The 16,614-nt window shown below is 60.2% G+C and carries 16 protein-coding genes and 1 pseudogene; 7 read left to right on the top strand and 10 right to left on the bottom strand.

The window, feature by feature from the left end; genetic code table 11:
* Window positions 1–40: 40 nt before the first annotated feature.
* From B5M06_RS12590 to B5M06_RS12575, 4 genes are all read right to left on the bottom strand, one after another.
* A complete protein-coding gene (locus B5M06_RS12590; protein ID WP_054067731.1) occupies window positions 41–1,051 on the bottom strand; it encodes an ABC transporter ATP-binding protein in 1,011 nt (336 codons plus the stop codon).
* 19 nt (window positions 1,052–1,070) lie between these two features.
* On the bottom strand, window positions 1,071–2,711 hold the full coding sequence (locus B5M06_RS12585; protein ID WP_240183920.1) for an ABC transporter permease: 1,641 nt from the start codon (window positions 2,709–2,711) through the stop codon (window positions 1,071–1,073).
* A 27-nt stretch (window positions 2,712–2,738) separates the two neighbouring features.
* Entirely contained in the window at window positions 2,739–3,758 is a 1,020-nt protein-coding gene (locus tag B5M06_RS12580; protein WP_054067730.1) for an extracellular solute-binding protein, read from the bottom strand.
* A 194-nt stretch (window positions 3,759–3,952) separates the two neighbouring features.
* The gene (locus B5M06_RS12575) at window positions 3,953–4,864 is read right to left on the bottom strand and encodes a LysR substrate-binding domain-containing protein (protein WP_054067729.1); all 912 of its coding nucleotides are present in this window, start codon (window positions 4,862–4,864) and stop codon (window positions 3,953–3,955) included.
* 119 nt (window positions 4,865–4,983) lie between these two features.
* Here B5M06_RS12575 and B5M06_RS12570 point away from each other — a divergent pair, with 119 nt between their 5' ends.
* From B5M06_RS12570 to B5M06_RS12560, 3 genes and pseudogenes are all read left to right on the top strand, one after another.
* The gene (locus B5M06_RS12570) at window positions 4,984–5,598 is read left to right on the top strand and encodes an FMN-dependent NADH-azoreductase (protein WP_054067728.1); all 615 of its coding nucleotides are present in this window, start codon (window positions 4,984–4,986) and stop codon (window positions 5,596–5,598) included.
* Between the two features lie 137 nt (window positions 5,599–5,735).
* Window positions 5,736–6,233 (top strand): cache domain-containing protein, encoded by a 498-nt coding sequence (locus B5M06_RS12565; protein WP_054067727.1) that lies wholly within the window; start codon window positions 5,736–5,738, stop codon window positions 6,231–6,233.
* A gap of 92 nt (window positions 6,234–6,325) precedes the next feature.
* Window positions 6,326–6,490: pseudogene (locus tag B5M06_RS12560) on the top strand (methyl-accepting chemotaxis protein); the annotation flags it as partial.
* A 97-nt stretch (window positions 6,491–6,587) separates the two neighbouring features.
* On the opposite strand, the gene B5M06_RS12555 reads toward B5M06_RS12560, so the two are convergent.
* From B5M06_RS12555 to B5M06_RS12540, 4 genes are all read right to left on the bottom strand, one after another.
* Window positions 6,588–7,352, bottom strand: coding sequence for a YdcF family protein (locus tag B5M06_RS12555; RefSeq protein ID WP_130932690.1), 765 nt, complete (start codon window positions 7,350–7,352; stop codon window positions 6,588–6,590).
* A gap of 119 nt (window positions 7,353–7,471) precedes the next feature.
* On the bottom strand, window positions 7,472–8,125 hold the full coding sequence (locus tag B5M06_RS12550) for an orotate phosphoribosyltransferase (RefSeq protein ID WP_054067724.1): 654 nt from the start codon (window positions 8,123–8,125) through the stop codon (window positions 7,472–7,474).
* A gap of 33 nt (window positions 8,126–8,158) precedes the next feature.
* Window positions 8,159–9,418: an allantoate amidohydrolase gene (locus B5M06_RS12545; RefSeq protein ID WP_054067723.1), complete on the bottom strand. Its 1,260-nt coding sequence runs from the start codon at window positions 9,416–9,418 to the stop codon at window positions 8,159–8,161.
* Between the two features lie 133 nt (window positions 9,419–9,551).
* Window positions 9,552–10,265, bottom strand: a complete 714-nt coding sequence (locus B5M06_RS12540) for a pirin family protein (protein WP_054067722.1) — start codon at window positions 10,263–10,265, stop codon at window positions 9,552–9,554.
* Window positions 10,266–10,390: 125 nt separating this feature from the next.
* On the opposite strand from B5M06_RS12540, the gene B5M06_RS12535 reads away from it, so the two are divergent.
* The 4 genes from B5M06_RS12535 to B5M06_RS12520 are packed head-to-tail and all read left to right on the top strand — an operon-like array spanning window position 10,391 to window position 14,114.
* Window positions 10,391–11,344 carry a LysR family transcriptional regulator gene (locus tag B5M06_RS12535; protein WP_054067721.1) on the top strand — a complete coding sequence of 318 codons (954 nt, stop codon included), beginning with the start codon at window positions 10,391–10,393 and terminating at the stop codon, window positions 11,342–11,344.
* Between the two features lie 31 nt (window positions 11,345–11,375).
* The gene (gene gluQRS, locus B5M06_RS12530; RefSeq protein ID WP_054067720.1) at window positions 11,376–12,347 is read left to right on the top strand and encodes a tRNA glutamyl-Q(34) synthetase GluQRS; all 972 of its coding nucleotides are present in this window, start codon (window positions 11,376–11,378) and stop codon (window positions 12,345–12,347) included.
* Between the two features lie 16 nt (window positions 12,348–12,363).
* Window positions 12,364–13,086, top strand: a complete 723-nt coding sequence (gene trmB, locus B5M06_RS12525; protein ID WP_054067759.1) for a tRNA (guanosine(46)-N7)-methyltransferase TrmB — start codon at window positions 12,364–12,366, stop codon at window positions 13,084–13,086.
* Between the two features lie 38 nt (window positions 13,087–13,124).
* Entirely contained in the window at window positions 13,125–14,114 is a 990-nt protein-coding gene (locus tag B5M06_RS12520; RefSeq protein ID WP_054067719.1) for a GGDEF domain-containing protein, read from the top strand.
* 9 nt (window positions 14,115–14,123) lie between these two features.
* Here the strand turns inward: B5M06_RS12520 and B5M06_RS12515 are convergent, their stop codons facing one another.
* Window positions 14,124–15,371 (bottom strand): GGDEF domain-containing protein, encoded by a 1,248-nt coding sequence (locus B5M06_RS12515; RefSeq protein WP_077345580.1) that lies wholly within the window; start codon window positions 15,369–15,371, stop codon window positions 14,124–14,126.
* 18 nt (window positions 15,372–15,389) lie between these two features.
* Window positions 15,390–16,442, bottom strand: a complete 1,053-nt coding sequence (locus B5M06_RS12510; RefSeq protein WP_054067717.1) for an ABC transporter substrate-binding protein — start codon at window positions 16,440–16,442, stop codon at window positions 15,390–15,392.
* Window positions 16,443–16,614 lie beyond the last annotated feature (172 nt).

Below are 16,614 nucleotides of genomic sequence, written 5' to 3'. Positions count from 1 at the left end.
CGCTTTTGGAACCGCTGTCAGCATCCATGCTGTATGTTTTTCAGAGTTCGCTCACCAGCCCTAACTGCATGCGCTCACAGCTGCCATACAAGGCATTGAGCGAGACCTTGGCCATCACATGCTCGCCGTCGGGCAGCTCCAGCTCAAACACAAAATGACTGCCACGGAAGGTGCGCTCCAGCACTTTGGCGGAAACACCGCGCTCCACCACGCAGACATGCTCAGGGCGCAGCAGCACCTTGGCGCCTTCGGATGTTTCGTAATGCGGATGGCCCGCTGGCAGCAGGCCCAGTGCCGTCTGCCACTGACCACCTGCCGTGCGCTGTGCGGAGACCAGCGCCCCCTCTCCCACAAACTGCGCCACAGCCTGCGTCGCAGGCGCGCAGTACACCTGCACGGCACTGCCCCACTGCATGAGCTGGCCATGGGACATCACGCCAATGTTGTCCGCCATGGCAAAGGCTTCGTTCTGATCGTGCGTCACCATCAGCGCCGTGGCCTTGGCCTGCTTCAAGATGGCGCGCACTTCACGCGCAATGGCCTCACGCATGCTGGTGTCTAGGCTGGAAAAAGGCTCATCCATCAGCAACAGGCTGGGGTTCGGCGCCAGCGCACGGGCCAGCGCTACACGCTGCTGCTGGCCACCAGAAAGTTCATGGGGCCAGCGCTGGGCCATGCCCTGCAGGCCAACCAGCTCCAGCATTTCCTGCACCCGTGCAGGGCGCTGCGCCTTGGGCATGCTGTGCAGACCAAAGGCTACGTTGTCACCCACCGTCAGATGAGGAAACAGCGCGTGATCCTGAAACACCATGCCAATGTCACGCAACTGCGGGGCCACATGCACCGTTGGGCTGGCCACCGTGCTACCTTGCAGGACGATGCTGCCAGCACGCACTGGCTCAAAGCCTGCAATGGCGCGCAGCAGCGTGGTCTTGCCGCAGCCAGAAGGCCCCAGCAGACAGGCAATTTCACCCTGATCCATGCGCAGGTTCACCCCTTGCACAACCGTGTTGGCACCATATCCCAATGAAATATTGTTGATTTCAAGCATCACAAAAACCCGGCATTGATCAACCGGCCGAGGACGGTTTCTTTTCCGTTTGCAGCACCAGCAGGATCACTGGCACCAGCCCCACCAGCACAATGGCCAGCGCTGGCAAAGCAGCCTCTTCCCACATGGATTCCGATGTCAGCTGAAACACGCGCACGGCCAGAGTGTCCCAGCCGAACTGACGCATCATCAAGGTGATGGGCATTTCCTTCATCACATCTACCACCACCATCAGAAAGGCAGACAGCAAGCCTGTGCGCAGCAGCGGCAGATGCAGGCGGCGCAGCGTCTGCCAGGGGCCCAGCCCCAGCGAAGCACAGGCCTCCTCCTGACTGCGCGTGATGCGTTGCATAGCAGCATCGGTCGAGTGATAGGCCACGGCCAGAAAGCGAGCGGCCAGCGCCAGCAGCATGCCTGCCAGAGAACCCTTGATGATGCCCAGCGCCTGAATCCCAAAGGGCTCCAGCAGCGCCATCAGCCAGGCATCCAGCCAGGCGATGGGAATGAACACACCCACGGCCAGTACCACACCGGGCATGGCATAGCCCAGCACCGCCAGGCGAATCACCCATGCGGTTTTTGCATCGCCATGGCGGCGGCGAATCCACGACAGCAGCAGCGCCAGCACGGTGGTGATGACAGCCGTCAGCAAGGCCAGATACAAGGTATTCCAGGCGTAGCCCCAATAGTCGCTATTGAGCTGTTCACGCCAAATCGACAGTACCCAGGCCACCATCTGCACCATGGGAATGGCAAACGACGCAGCAAACACCAGCAGGCAGAACCCAAATGCCAGCCAGCGCATGCCCCCCTGCAGCACAGCGCGGTGCTGCTGCGGATTGCTGACGTGAAAACGCTTGGCATTGCGCGAGCGCTGCTCAGCGGCCACCAGCAGCAAGACGACCAGCACCAAAATGGCTGCGAGCTGCGCGGCTGCGCCAATGTTGTGCAGGTCAAACCACGATTTGTAGACCGCGGTCGAGAAAGTGTCGAAGTTAAAAACGGCAATGGCGCCAAAGTCGGCCAGCACTTCCATGAGCACCAGCGCCAGACCGGCACCAATCCAGGGTCGCGCCAGTGGCAAAGCCACTTTGAAGAAAGCTGCCACAGGGCTGTAGCCCAGTGCCTGTGCGGCCTCCATGCTGCGGTGCCCCTGTGTCAGAAAGGCACTGCGCGCCATCAGGTACACATAGGGGTAGAAGGCCATGACCAGCACCATGACCAGCCCCCACAGGCTGCCGCGAATGTCCGGAAACCAGCGGCTATTGCCCATCACATCACGCACAAAGCTCTGCACCGGACCGGCATATTCGAAGATGCCCATCTGCACAAAGGCCAGCACATAGGCAGGGATGGCCAGCGGCAGCACCAGCGCCCAAGCAAAAAACCTGCGCCCCGGAAAATCACACATGGCCGTCAGCCACGCAAGCGGGACGGCAACGATCAGCACAGCCACACCCACCAGCAGCATGAGCAGCAAAGTGTTGCCCAGCACACGCGGCAGGACGTAGTTCCACAGGTGCAGCCAGATATCTGGCTGGGGCGTGACAGCCATGCCCACCACCGCCAGCAAAGGCACGATGGTCAGCAAGGCAATGGGAAGCGCAAAAGCGAAACCGCGCCAGCGGTGTGCTGGCGCGGAATGGTCTATGACAGACAAGTAACTAACCTAACAGGAAATCACCAATTAACGATAGCCTACACGATCGAGCAGCTTGATGGCTTCAGGCTGGCGCGAGCCGATGTCTGCAGCATTCAGAGGGCTGGGAACAAACGTGCCCCATGCCTTCACGATGGGATCAGCCTCAGCCTGCTTGTTGATGGGGCTTTCATACGTGCCATGGGTGTAGGCAGTCTGCACCTTGTCAGAAGACAGCCACTCCAGCAGCTTGCGAGCGCCTTCGGGGTTCTTGGCATGGGCTGTCACACCGCCGCCAGACAGGTTCACGTGGGTACCGCCCTCATCCTTGCCCTGGTTGGCCCAGAACAGCTTGACCTTCTGGTTGAAGTCAGGCTCCTTGGCCAGGATACGGCCGTAGTAGTAAGTATTGGCAATGCCCACATCGCACTGACCGGCAGCGATGGCCTTGAGCAAGCTGGCATCGTTGGTGAACACATCACCGGCCAGGTTGTTCACCCAGCCCTTGGTGATCTGCTCGGCCTTGTCCACACCGTGCTTGGCGATCATCATGGCCACCAGCGACTGTGTGTAAGTCTGCTTGGAAGTGCGCAGGCACAGCTTGCCCTTCCACTTGGGGTCAGCCAGGTCTTCGTAGGTGCTCAGCTGCTCAGGTTTGACACGGTCAGCAGCGTAGAAAATGGTACGTTCACGCTGCGACAGGCCCCACCAGCGGTTGCCGGGGTCACGGAAGTTATCAGGCACGTTGGCGTTCAGTGTGGGGGAATCCACCTTCTGCAGCAGACCACGCTCTGCAGCGTTGTGCAGATTGCCCATGTCGACGGTAATCAGCACGTCTGCGGGAGAGCTGGCACCTTCAGCAGCCAGACGCTCAGCCAGAGATCCGCCACGGTCTGTCAGCAGATTGATCTTGACGCCGGTCTGCTTGGTGTATTCGTCCAGTGTGGGCTTGAGCAAGGCCTCAATGCGCGAGGAGTACACGGTCACTGCCTGTGGCGCATCCGCAGCTTGTGCCAATGTTGCAGCACCAACCAAACCGGCGCACAGGGCTGTCTTCCAAATTTTCATGCTTACCTCAAAAGTGTGAAAAAGGCACTCCTGCGAGTGCCTGCACAGATGGCAGATCCATGAGCGCAAGTGGCCTGACGCTCATAATAAGAATAATTCCCATTAATTATTCTGCCACTTTTTAGCCAGCTGCAACACATTCCTGAGCGGGATTGCAAAAAAAAATGCTGCACCGCTCAGTCCACCCTGCTTGCTCAGCGCCCCCAGGAACTGCTGCCCGGCACGAATTCCCCCAGAAAATCCAGAAAACTGCGCACCGCAGGCGTGAGCCCCCGGCGTGAACTGAACACCGCGTGCACGATGGCTGGCGGCACACTCCACTGCGGCAGCACATGCACCAGCTCACCACGCTCCAGCTCCTGACGACACATATAGTCAGGCAGATAACCAATGCCTGCCCCACCTTGCGCCGCCAGCTTAAGGGTCATCAGGTCATCGGCCATATAGCGCACAGGCGGCTGTACCTGCACTTCCGCCCCGGTGTCGCTGCGCATGCGCCAGTGGGCCACACCTTCGAAAGCCGACATGGACAGCACCTGGTGCTCCAGCAATTGCTGCGGATGCTCAGGCGTGCCATGGTGGCGCAGATAGTCAGGGCTGGCCATGAGCACCTGGTGCGTGACATCCAGCTTTTTGACCACCAGTGTGGCGCTGTCTTCCAGCGTGGCGCGCACCCGCAGGGCGATGTCCACCCCCTCCTCCACCACATTGACCGGGCGGTTGACCACCTGCATCTCCAGCCGTACCAGCGGGTACTGCGCCAAAAAACGGGGAATCAGCGGTGCCAGCACAGTCTGCGACAGTGTCACCGGACAAGTCACGCGCACCGTGCCACGGGGTTCGCTTTGCACCTGCTCGACGGTGTCCTGCGCGGCCTGCGCTGCGTCACGCATGGCCTGGCAGTGGCGCAGATAGGCTGCGCCTACCTCGGTGAGCGACAGCTTGCGGGTGGTGCGCTGCAACAGTCGCACACCCAGCTGCGACTCCAGCTCCGCAATCCGGCGCGACAAGCGCGACTTTGGAATACCCAGCGCCCGCCCGGCAGCCGCAAAACCGCCACGCTCCACCACCTCCACAAAGTACAGCATGTCATTGAGGTCTTGCATGGGGCAGCTCCTTGTTTGTTCCAAAATTAGAACAATCTATCGCATTTATGCTGACTTATCAAAGTGGCGCGTGTAATCCATACTTGCGTCCATTGAACACACCAACACAGGAGCCTCTCTTGAAACTGCTGCACATTGACTCTTCGATCACTGGTAACAACTCCGCTTCGCGCAAGCTGACTCAGCAAATCGTGGAAGCCTGGGTCGCCAAGCACCCCGACACACAGGTGGAATACCTGGATCTGGTGGTAGATACCCCCAACCACTTCACCATGGCGGCCATGGCTCCCCGCACTGGCCAGACCGAAGGCCTGAGCGCCGAGCAAGTGGCAGAGAACGCTGTGTCTGAAAAGCTGGTGAGCCAGTTCCTGGCCGCAGACGTGGTCGTGATCGGCGCGCCCTTCTACAACTTCACCATTCCTACCCAGCTCAAGGCATGGATTGACCGCATCGCCCAGCCTGGCCGCACCTTCCGCTACACCGCCAACGGCCCTGAAGGCCTGGCCAAGGGCAAGACCGTGATCGTGGCCTCCAGCCGCGGCGGCGTCTACTCCACCAGCGAAGCCATGCAGGCGCTGGAGCACCAGGAAAGCTATCTGAAGGTGGTCATGGGCTTCTTTGGCATTACCGACGTGCGCTTTGTACGCGCCGAAGGTCTGGGCATGGGCCCTGAAGCCGTGGCTGCTGCCTTTGAAAAGGCCGCCAACGATGTAAAGGCTGTGACTGCTGCCTGAAAACGATCGCGCTCCGCGAATCGCACAACGCCTGCTGATGCAGGCGTTTTTTTATGGCCTGATGGCTTTGCCGCAGGTGCAAAATTGCAGCAAAAGCTCCTAAATAAAGAGCATTCAGCGCTTGAATATCAATGACTATGAAGTCATTTCCACCTGAAACCATGGTGCTGTCCGGCAATACCGACCGTGAAACGGCTAATGCCATGATGCGCCAAGTGCTGGATAGTAACCCCGGTATTGTCTCTACATGGACGATTTGGGAGCCCAACGGCTTTGATGGCCGTGATGCCGAATACGCCAACACCCACGCCCACGATGCCACCGGCCGCTTTGTGCCCTACTGGATTCAGGACGGCAAGGGTGGTCACTCCACAGCAGCCATTGTCGACTACGACAAGGAAAACTATTACCTCCTGCCCAAGCGTACGGGCAAGATCGCCATGCAGGAGCCCTATGTCTACAACTACGGCGGGCGTGAGATTTTGCAGACAGCGGTGACCGTACCCATCATCGTCAACGGCAAGTTTTTGGGCGTGGCAGGCGTGAGTGTGCCGCTGAGCAGTCTGCAGAAGATGGTGGAAGACATTTCCATCTATGAAACCGGCTATGCCAGCCTGGGGCATCTACGTGGGTGACGGTGAAGCCAGCGTCCTTGGCAAGCGCCTGGACCAAACCGGCCGCTTTGACGCAGCCCTGGGCCAGGAAGTGCTCCATGCAATTCAGAACGGCCAGTCGCGAACAAAGCGCTGGCGTGGTGCAGGTGGGCGAAGCCGTCACCGAAATGGACCAGGTCATCCAGCAGAATGCAGCACTGGTGGAGGAAATGACCGCCTCCGCACGCAGCCTGCAGCAGCAGGCTCAGGCGCTGGTCGATACTGTGGCCATCTTCAAGTACTGATCACAGACACTTCAGATAGCGCTTGCAAAAAAGCCTTGCAGTACATGCTGCAAGGCTTTTTTTGTGACCGCTTGCTGGTTGCGGGAGCTGCTCAACGCGTCAACGCATAGGCCAGCTGCCCCAGCCATTCGTGCAGCGCCACCTGCCAGCGCAGCAGGCTCTCGGCCATACGGTATTCCGTCCATGGCGTGCTCTCGCCCGTGCGAAAGTCCACGGGGTATGGCGTGATCTGGCAGCCCACAGCTTCAAACTCGGGCACGGAGCGCGGCATGTGCCAGGCCGATGTCACCAGCAGCCAGCGTTCGTTGTGGCAGCGCTCACCCAGCGTCTGGGCCACACGCTGCGCGTTTTCGCGGGTGGTGCGCGAGCCTTGCTCGATATGCACACGCGCCATGTCCAGGCCTTGCTCCCGGTAGAACTGCGTGGCCAACTGGCCGTCGGTCACCCCCGTGGTGAGCAGGCGCCCTTCGCCACCGCTGAAGACCAGCTGCAGCTCAGGGTGCGCATGCATCCAGCCGACAGGCACCGTCATACGCTCTACCGACTGGCCCAGCGGCACCTGTCCATGCGCCTGCCAGCTGGCGGGGTGCTCCAGCGCACCACCCAGCACAATCACGCCAGCATGCTCTGGCACACGTTCAGCCGCAGGTACGGCATAGCGGTTTTCCAGCGGCCGCAGCAAAGCATCTGGCCCGGCCTGAAAACCCAGCAGCCCCAGCACCACCAGCCCTGCCCACAGCATGCGCCGGGCCAGCCTGGGTTGGCGGCTGAGCAGCAGCAAGGCCAGCAGCCACCACAAAGCCAGCCAGAACACAGGCTGGGTGATGGCCGACAAGAGTTTGGAAACAACAAACACGGTGCACACCCTCTATGAATACAAGAGCAGATAGCGCTTGATTTCAAAGGATTTCAGATAGTTTTCTATCTAAAAACCAGCAAAATCAAGCGCTAGCCGCTCTGATTGTGAGAGTGCGATTATTGACCAATGCCGCCGTGGGCCAGCGACCATTGGGCGGGGTTGTGCAAAAAGGCCTGCCACACTGCCAGCTGCTCTACGGAGAACCCGCCGCGCTGGAAGGCCATGGCCAGTACATCCTGCCAGTTGCACAGCGCATGCACGCACACACCGTGCTGCGCCAGTACGGCGTCTGAGCCAAAGCAGCCGTAGTCAAATACGACGAACAGGTCTTCCACACGCGCGCCCTGGTTGCGCAGCGCTTCGATGAAGTTGAGCTTGTACTGGCCCGCCGAGACCATGTCGTCCACCAGCAGCACCTTGCCACCTGAGTGCACCACGCCCTCAATCTGGCGGCTGCCCACAGGGCGCTTGCGCACGTACTGCAAAGGCATATCCAGCTTTTCGGCAAACCAGGCCGCAAAGGCAATACCGCTGGACTCCCCGCCTGCCACAGCAGACAGGCCTTGCAGAGCACCCGCATCGAGCAGGCGTTGCACGCCCTGCTTCATCAGCTCGCGGCGTATGGTGGGCAGCGAGATCAGACGCGTGGCATCCATGTATACGGGGCTGGCCCAGCCCGAAGGCAGGATAAAAGCAGCATCAGTGCGCACTTCCACACAGCCCGCATCGAGCAGCATGGCTGCTGCGTCATGTCGTAAAGATTGGGTCATCACTTGGTCTTTCTTTGCAGAGATTGCATGGCTTTACGCAGTAATTGCGAGCATGGTGTCCGCCAGCACCTGGGTGCCCAGCATGAAGTCGCTCAGTTCCATGGCTTCATAGGGGTTGTGCGAGCCGTTCTGGTTGCGCACAAACACCATGCCAGAAGGCACACCGCCATTGGCAAACAGCGCGGCGTCATGCCCTGCGCCACTGGGGATGCGCTCGTGCGCAATGCCGCGCGTGCGGCAGGCCTTGGCCATCAGCTCGCACAGCAGCGGGTCGGTCACTGCGGGGTCACTGGTCAGGCGGCGGTCCAGCGCAAACTTCACGCCGCGCTCGCGCTCGATCGAGGCCATCTCGGCCTGCACCAGCTGGTAGAAAGCTTCCAGCGTGTCGCTGCTCTTGCTACGCACCTCAAAACTGAAATGGGCGTAACCGGGCACGCGCGAAATCGAGTGCTCTGCCGGGTTGGTCTGCACCACGCCGCAGGTCACCACCAGGTCTGTGCCGCGCTCCAGCAGCGCACGCCAGTGGTTGTCCAGGCGCACGATGAGGTCCGACACGGCAAACACCGCATCCTTGCGCAGCCAGCGCGGCACCACACCCGAGTGCTGGGCATCGCCAAAGCACTCAATCTTGTTGTGGCGCACATTGCCGCGAATGCCACTAACCACACCCACGGGAATCTCTCGTGCCACCATGACGGGGCCCTGCTCGATGTGCAGCTCCAGATAGGCACGGATATCGGCAGGATTGAACAGCTTTTCCTGACGGCTGATGGCGTCCATGTCCGCACCGCATGCGGCCAGCGCATCACGCAGCGTCACTTCGTCACCACGGCGCTTGAGCGCCAGATCTGCCGCCGTGAGCTTGCCCCACAGCGCACCCGAGCCCATATAGGCCTTGCCAAACCAGGCGCTTTCTTCCCCACGAAAGCCAATCACCTTCAGCGGTGCAGCCAGCGTGACGCCTTCACGCCGGGCCGCCAGCAGCACCAGCAGACCGGCAACCACACCAGCCAGGCCGTCGTAATTACCGCCCTGTGGCACCGAGTCCAGGTGCGAGCCGCACCAGATCGCAGGGGTGCTGCGTGTGTCAGCAGGGTCGAAATAGATGAAGTTGCCAGCGCGGTCCGTGGTCACATCCAGACCTTCGCTGCGCACAAATTTTTCCAGATAGGCAGCGCAGGCGTTCTCGCCCTCACCGTAACTGGCGCGGGTGACACCCACACCATCAAAAGTCAGCGCACGAATGTCAGCAAACAATTGCTGGGCCAGTGGCTGTAGAGCATGCATTTCCATATCAACATACCTGCATCACATGCCGCGTGCAGGCTTACAGGTTGCTAAGAAAGCATGCTACTAGCAAAAAATATACGTGTTATCCGCAAATCTCTGCAAAAAATACGCATGAAATCTGGAGCAACAGGAATACTCAAGCCTCCAGGTCAAACAGCAAAAACTCGGCGGGACTGCTTCCCGTAAATTGCAGCAGCGGCTCCTGGTCCACCAGCAGTGCATCCCCGGCCTGCAGCAGGTGACCTGATACCTCCAGCTTGCCGTGGATGAGCTGCACATAGGCTTTTCGCCCCGCTGGCAGGACATGGCTGAACTGTACGGCAGCCCCATCTTCTGGCCGCAGCACACTGGCATAGATACGGGCATTGGCATGCAGCTGCACCGAGCCCTGCGCCCCGTCAGGCGACGCCACCAGCCGCAGCGTGTTGGTTTTTTCGGCTTCGCTGAAACGCTTTTGCTCATAGCCAGGCTGCAGCCCTTGGGCACTGGGCAGCAGCCAGATCTGCAGAAAATGCGTCTGCTGGCCCTGGGCATGGTTGTGCTCACTGTGCACCACGCCCGTGCCCGCTGTCATGCGCTGCACTTCGCCGGGTGTGATGGTCTGCACATTGCCCATGCTGTCCTCATGCGAGAGTGCACCGTCAATGACGTAGCTGACAATTTCCATGTCACGGTGCGGGTGCGCGCCAAAGCCTGCTCCGGGCGCGATGCGGTCTTCATTGATGACGCGCAGATTGCCCCAGCCCATATGACGGGGGTCGTAGTAGCCAGCAAACGAAAAGCTGTGAAACGAGGTCAGCCAGCCGTGATCGGCAAAACCTCGCTCATGCGATGGGCGGATACGAAACATGAACACACCTCCTTGGCAGCAAACACCCCACTGTAAAAGCCCAGCTTTGCCTTCGACACAAAGCCGTTTGATGGCATCATTCAAACTCTTTGAATGGACTTGTCTTCTTCAGACACATTTCCTGCATGCCCAGTCCTCGTGATGTTTTAACCCCGGACAGCCTTGCCATGCTGCAGGTCATTGCCGATACCGGCAGTTTCGCAGCTGCTGCACGCCAGCTGCAACTGGTGCCCAGCGCGCTCACCTACCGGGTGCGGCAAATGGAAGAAGCCCTGGATGTGCTGCTGTTTGACCGCAGCACCCGCCAGGCCCAGCCCACCGAGGCCGGACAGGCCCTGCTGGCCGAAGGTGCACGTCTGCTGCAGGACATTGATGCCGTTGCCAACCGCGTACGCCGTGTAGCCACTGGCTGGGAGCCAGAGCTGACCATCGTGGCCGATGCCGTGCTCTCACACAGCACGCTGCTGGATCTGGTCGAAGCCTTTTACGCGCTCAACGCCCCTACGCGGCTGAAGCTGACCACAGGTACCCTGTCTGGCCCCATGGAATGTCTGATCCAGGGCCGCGCCGACCTGGCGCTGGGCATGACGCCCACCAACACCAGCGCCGCCGGTCTGCAGGTACAGGACCTGGGCGATGTGCAGTTTGCCTTTGCCGTGGCGCCCTTTCACCCGCTGGCCCAGCATGAAGGCCCGATCACGGATGAAGTCATGCGCGAACACCGCCTCGTCGTCATCAGCGACTCCGCACAGCGTGAACGCACCTCCATGGGACTGCTGGACGGGCAGGACATCTTCACCGTAGACCACATCCAGGCCAAGATCGACGCCCAGGTGCGCGGCCTGGGCTGTGGCTTTCTTTCACAGGCCATGGTCCAGCCCTATGTGGATGCCGGCCTGCTTGTTATCAAACCTATAGCGCGCGCGGCACGCAATGTCCGGGTGCGCTACGCCTGGAAAAAAAGCGGTGGCAACGCCCCGGGCAAGGCCCTGCAATGGTGGCTGGAGCAATTGCAAAGCCCTGTGACCCAGCAGGCCCTGCTGGAGCAGCACCGCTACAGCTGGTTGCCTCAGCGCTGATTCGCTGACTCGCTGATTGTTTCTTCTTCCCATGACAGTTTCATTGCCCTGTCCCTACCGTGGGCGCTTTGCACCTTCACCCACAGGCCCCTTGCATGCAGGCTCGCTGGTCGCGGCCCTGGCCAGCTGGCTGGACGCACGTGCCCACCACGGCACCTGGCTGGTGCGCATCGAAGACATTGACCCGCCACGCTGCATGACAGGGGCCGACCAGGTCATCCTGCAGCAGCTCAGCCAGTGCGGCCTGACCCCGGACGAACCGCCAGTCTGGCAATCCCAGCGCCACGCACACTATGCCGACGCGCTGGAGCAGCTGCGCGCAGCCGGTCTGGCCTATGCCTGTGGCTGCACCCGCAAAGACCTGGAACAGGCCTGGCAGCAGCTGGGCCTGGTGCATGAACGCCATGTGGAGCGCCCCTACCCCGGCACCTGCCGCGATGGTCTGCACGGCAAACCTGCCCGCAGCTGGCGCTTCGCCCTGCAAAAATATATAGAAAATTGGCCTCTAGCGCTTGATACACAAGCACAGACAGCTCCTTTTTTCATAGAACCCAGCCACATGCTGCACTGGCAGGACCGGCGACTGGGCGCCGAGCAGCAGGACCCGACACAGGTCGCTGGCGACTTTGTGCTGCAGCGCGCTGATGGCCTGTACGCCTACCAACTGGCCGTGGTGGTAGACGATGGACTGCAAGGCATCACCCACGTGGTACGGGGCGAAGACCTGACGGACAACACACCGCGCCAGCTGCTGCTGCAGCATGCGCTGGGCCTGCCACACCCGCGTTACCTGCACACACCGCTGGTGCGCATGCCCGATGGCGAAAAGCTTTCCAAACAGCATGGTGCACCTGCCGTGGATGTGAGCGACCCGCTGGCTGCCTTGAACACGGCGGCACAGAACTTGCAACTGCAGCCCGTAAGCCCTGCAACCACGCTGGCAGACGCACTGCAGCAATGGGTGAACGAATGGCGAGCCACATACAATAGCCGGCGTGACTGAGCATCAAAACACCACCATGGCTGACACAGCCCCTAACACTGCCGCTGCAGGCCAAGCGCCTGCCGATGTGGCACATCCCCGCACCATTCGCAGTTTCGTGCGCCGCACTGGCCGCGTGACCACCGGACAGGCCAAGGCCTTTGAAGAGCTGGGCCCCAAGTTCGTGCTGCCTTACACCGGCCAGCCGCTGGACCCGCAGACCGCCTTCGGTCGCCCCGGCAAGCTGATTCTGGAAATCGGTTTTGGCATGGGTGAGGCCACGGCCCACATCGCACGCGTGCGCCCTGATGACAACTTCCTGTGCTGCGAAGTGCACGAGCCCGGCGTGGGCGCGCTGCTCAAGCGCATTGGCGAGCAGGACATCCACAACATCCGCATCCTGCAGCACGACGCCGTCGAAGTCATTGACTTCATGCTGCCCGAGGGCATGCTGGACGGCGTGCACATTTTCTTCCCAGACCCCTGGCACAAGAAAAAGCACAACAAGCGCCGCCTGATCCAGTCGCCACTGGTGGCCAAGCTGGCCAGCCGACTCAAGCAAGGTGGCTACATCCACTGCGCAACCGACTGGGAACCCTACGCCGAGCAAATGCTGGAAGTGCTGGGCGCCGAAGCCCAGCTGGCCAACACCGCAGAAGGCTATGCGCCCAAGCCTGATTACCGCCCTCTCACCAAGTTTGAGAACCGCGGTCTGAAGCTGGGACATGGCGTCTGGGATCTGGTGTTCGTCAAACGCTAAGCACACCACCCGGGATCGTCCAACTGCCCCGAACATTCATGCGTATTCTGCAAAATCTGGTCCAGATGACCGAGCAACGGGATCATCTTCGCCTGGAGCTCTCCGTCCTTTCCACTTTTTTGCAGCTGCCACATATACAGAGTGTTCGGGCGCTGGAACTGCTCAAGCTCGATGACGCTTACTGGGTGCGGCCACGCACCTGGCTGCACAACGACCAGCTGGTCACTGCTGCGCAGGACTTCATGAATGACCCTGCACGCAAGCCGCTGCAGTCCGTCCCCCATCTGCACGCATGTATCACGCAGCGTGCCCAACAGGCCCAGCAGACGGGCGTTCATGGGCAATACATACTGTGGCTGCCAGTCTGGATGCATGAGCCAGTGCATGCCTGCGTCGAAATCATTCGCGCCACCCCGCCCAGCAAGCATGAGCTGGATGTCATTCTGGCCATTTTTACGGTCTACAAGAACTACCAGAGCCTGCTGGACTACAGCGAGCGCGATGCACTGACCGGCCTGCTCAACCGCAAGACTTTTGATGAACACCTGATGCGTTTTGCCGCCCAGGTGCATGACTCAGAGGAACAGCCCTGGCTGGCCGTGATCGACATTGACCACTTCAAGCAGGTCAATGACCGTTTTGGCCATCTGTTTGGTGATGAGGTCCTGATTCTGGTGGCCAATCTGCTGCGCACTGCCTTTGGCACACAGCACCGTATCTTCCGCTTTGGTGGTGAAGAGTTTGTGGTACTCATGCCCCCCATGCGCCGTGAGGCTACACAGGCAGCACTCGAGGCCTTTCGCGAGACCGTCGCCCGGCATGCATTTCCGCAGGTGGGCTCTGTCACGGTCAGCATTGGCTTTGCCTGCGCCAAGCTGTGTGCGCCTATTGAAATTCTGGGACAGGCCGACCAGGCCCTGTACTTTGCCAAAGAGCATGGCCGCAACCGCGTCTGCCAGTACGAGCAGCTCCATGCCGATGGGCAGCTGCACCACGCACAGATACACGACGACATCGAACTGTTCTGAATAGCCCGCTCAGGCCTCGGAACACACACTGTCGCGCCCCTGATGCTTGGCCCGGTACAGCAGGCCATCCACACGCTGCAGCAGCGCCTCCATGGACTCACCATTGCGGCGCTGCGTCACCCCGAAGCTGCAGGTCAGCTGTAGCTGCAGGCCATCACCTTGCCAAGGCTCACTGCGCACCACCTGTGCCAGGCGCTGCGCCACTTCGCTGGCCTGATCCAGCGCAGTATCGGGCAGGCAGATGACAAACTCCTCCCCGCCAAAACGGACCATCCAGTCCTGACCCGCCCGCAGAGCATGCTGCAGGCGCTGGGCAATGGCACGCAGCACCGCATCACCCACCGCGTGACCGTGCCTGTCATTGATGCGCTTGAAGTGGTCGATATCCGTAAAAATAATGCTGAAGGCCCTGCCTTCGCTCATGCACTGATCCAGCTCCAGCGGCAGGCGCTGTTCCATGGCTCGGCGGTTGTACGCACCAGTGAGCACATCCACCTGCGACAGTCGCTTGACCTCTTCCACCAGCTCGGAAAGCTCCTGCGTGCGCTCCTTGACCAGGCCATCCAGCTGCCTGATATGGCGATCCAGCTCCTCCTGCAGATGGTGAAAGCCTTGCACGACCAGATCGATTTCATCGCAGCGCTCATGCCGCGCACGCTGAATCTGCAGAGGCTGGCTCACCGCCTCAGGGCGCAGATGGCGCACAAAGTCCGCAATCTGGCGCAGCGGCAGACCCAGGTCACGCCGGATCACCCAAGCCACCATGATGCACATCAGTGCCGTAAAAATCAGATAGCCAGGAATCACATGCTTCTGCGATTCCCACAGCAGATTGCGGTGGAAGTCCGGATCAGCCCAGACCTCGATCGTGCCTAGCACCTGCTCCTTGTCATCTGGTGAGTGAATCACGGCTTCATACGAGGGCGCATCCAGCACGGCTTTGCTGCGCCCAGCCGTCAATATTTCACCGGTCAGCGCCACCTGAATATGCACCGCCCCTACTGCCTCAATTTCGGTAAGTCGTTGCAGATGGTTGTTCAGGCGCTCCCGGTCAATATCCCACAGCGCATGGCCAATCGCACGGCTGCTGGTCTCCACAATCAGCGCCATGGTGTTGAAGAACTGCTTTTCCTGAACAGAGCGCTCCACCCATACCTGCACACCACCAATTCCAATCAGGCACACCATGGCCAAAGCAACAATGCGTTGCAGCATGCGTGTAGAGATGGATCGGAATTCAAGATGGCGACTTGGCATGGCGGTCAGGATACCCAGTCAGTGCAGCAGCCTGTGAATGTCAAAATCATAGCGCTTCAGATGAGGGTTCAGGTATTTACTGAACTGTCTGAAGTCCAAACGGACCTTGCTACCCGCTCCCATGCGCTGCTCAAAGCGTTTGCTGCTGCTAGCGTCAAAGAACATGAACATGGGGCGCTTTTGCTCCAGACCTTCATCGGCAAAATCAATGCCGTGGTGGTAGTCGAACAGCATGACCATGGCCCATGCCCCGGCCAGAAAATGACCGCCTGCCATGGCGGTCAACTCACCCTGGCGCAATTTTTCCAGTGCCTGCGCTGAGGTATTGATGCCGCTGAAAACAGCATCCTGACCTGGCTTACCACCCTGCTCTTGCCAGGCCTGCATGGCGCCCAGCGCCATCACATCATTACCACTCCACACAATGCGCGCCTGCGGATAGCGCTGAAAAAGCACAGCAGCCTGCTCGCGTGCCTTGTCCTGGCGCCACTCACCGTAGACCTGCTGCATCAGCTTGACGGAATCACCCGCCTCACTCACGGCCCTGAGCATGCCCTGATTGCGGGTGATGGAAACAGGGGTCGAACGGTCGCCAGCAATGGCCAACATCTGCCACTGGCCTTGCTCATCACGCCACTGTGGATGCTTTTGGGCTGCTTCAATCAAGGCCTTGGCTGTGCGATACCCCGCATCTTCGGCATTGGACTCCAGACTGCCAAGCCAGAATGGGAAGCGCTCTCTGGGAAAACCCACCTGCGGGCGTAGATCTTCATGAATTCCGCTGAACGCCATGAACGCCTGGATGCCGGCCCCCTCCAGCGCCTTGAGCACACTGGGCGCCACACTGTACTCGTTACCAAAGAGCACGTAGTCAGGGCGTTCCTGCGGCGGCAACTGCGCCAAGGACTGCGCAACCTCCATGGGCTTGAGGCGGTCGCGCTCCACAGTCACCACTTGCAGCTGCATACCCAGACTGTCAGCCGCCTTACGCATGGCATCACTGGCGGAAGTCCAGAAAATCTCATCGGACATGCCCGGGTTGATGAACACCACAGACTGCGCCTGTGCCATGCCTGCAGTCCAGAGACATACCGCCGCCCCCCATAGCCGCAGCCCAGCCTGCCAGCAGCGCTGACACACTGCACACCACAGCAACTTGCTTGTTTGCATATGTCTCAATCTCATCATCAGGCAGCCAGAAAGCGCCTGCGCTCTTTCCATAAAAAAACCAGAAGGCAGAACT

This window comes from Comamonas kerstersii (assembly GCF_002056725.1).
GTDB classification, from domain to species: domain Bacteria; phylum Pseudomonadota; class Gammaproteobacteria; order Burkholderiales; family Burkholderiaceae_C; genus Comamonas; species Comamonas kerstersii.
Note: the sequence above shows the minus strand (reverse complement) of the source record. Positions and strands in the feature narration are given on the sequence as shown.

Coding starts and splice junctions, on each gene's coding strand:
- B5M06_RS12540 (WP_054067722.1), bottom strand. CDS start 10,265: ATGTTTCGTATCCGCCCATCGCATGAGCGAGGTTTTGCCGATCACGGC.
- B5M06_RS12510 (WP_054067717.1), bottom strand. CDS start 16,442: ATGGCACAGGCGCAGTCTGTGGTGTTCATCAACCCGGGCATGTCCGAT.
- B5M06_RS12545 (WP_054067723.1), bottom strand. CDS start 9,418: ATGGAAATGCATGCTCTACAGCCACTGGCCCAGCAATTGTTTGCTGAC.
- B5M06_RS12575 (WP_054067729.1), bottom strand. CDS start 4,864: ATGCAAGACCTCAATGACATGCTGTACTTTGTGGAGGTGGTGGAGCGT.
- B5M06_RS12565 (WP_054067727.1), top strand. CDS start 5,736: ATGAAGTCATTTCCACCTGAAACCATGGTGCTGTCCGGCAATACCGAC.
- trmB (WP_054067759.1), top strand. CDS start 12,364: ATGGCTGACACAGCCCCTAACACTGCCGCTGCAGGCCAAGCGCCTGCC.
- B5M06_RS12535 (WP_054067721.1), top strand. CDS start 10,391: ATGCCCAGTCCTCGTGATGTTTTAACCCCGGACAGCCTTGCCATGCTG.
- B5M06_RS12515 (WP_077345580.1), bottom strand. CDS start 15,371: ATGCCAAGTCGCCATCTTGAATTCCGATCCATCTCTACACGCATGCTG.
- B5M06_RS12580 (WP_054067730.1), bottom strand. CDS start 3,758: ATGAAAATTTGGAAGACAGCCCTGTGCGCCGGTTTGGTTGGTGCTGCA.
- gluQRS (WP_054067720.1), top strand. CDS start 11,376: ATGACAGTTTCATTGCCCTGTCCCTACCGTGGGCGCTTTGCACCTTCA.
- B5M06_RS12520 (WP_054067719.1), top strand. CDS start 13,125: ATGCGTATTCTGCAAAATCTGGTCCAGATGACCGAGCAACGGGATCAT.
- B5M06_RS12550 (WP_054067724.1), bottom strand. CDS start 8,125: ATGACCCAATCTTTACGACATGACGCAGCAGCCATGCTGCTCGATGCG.
- B5M06_RS12590 (WP_054067731.1), bottom strand. CDS start 1,051: ATGCTTGAAATCAACAATATTTCATTGGGATATGGTGCCAACACGGTT.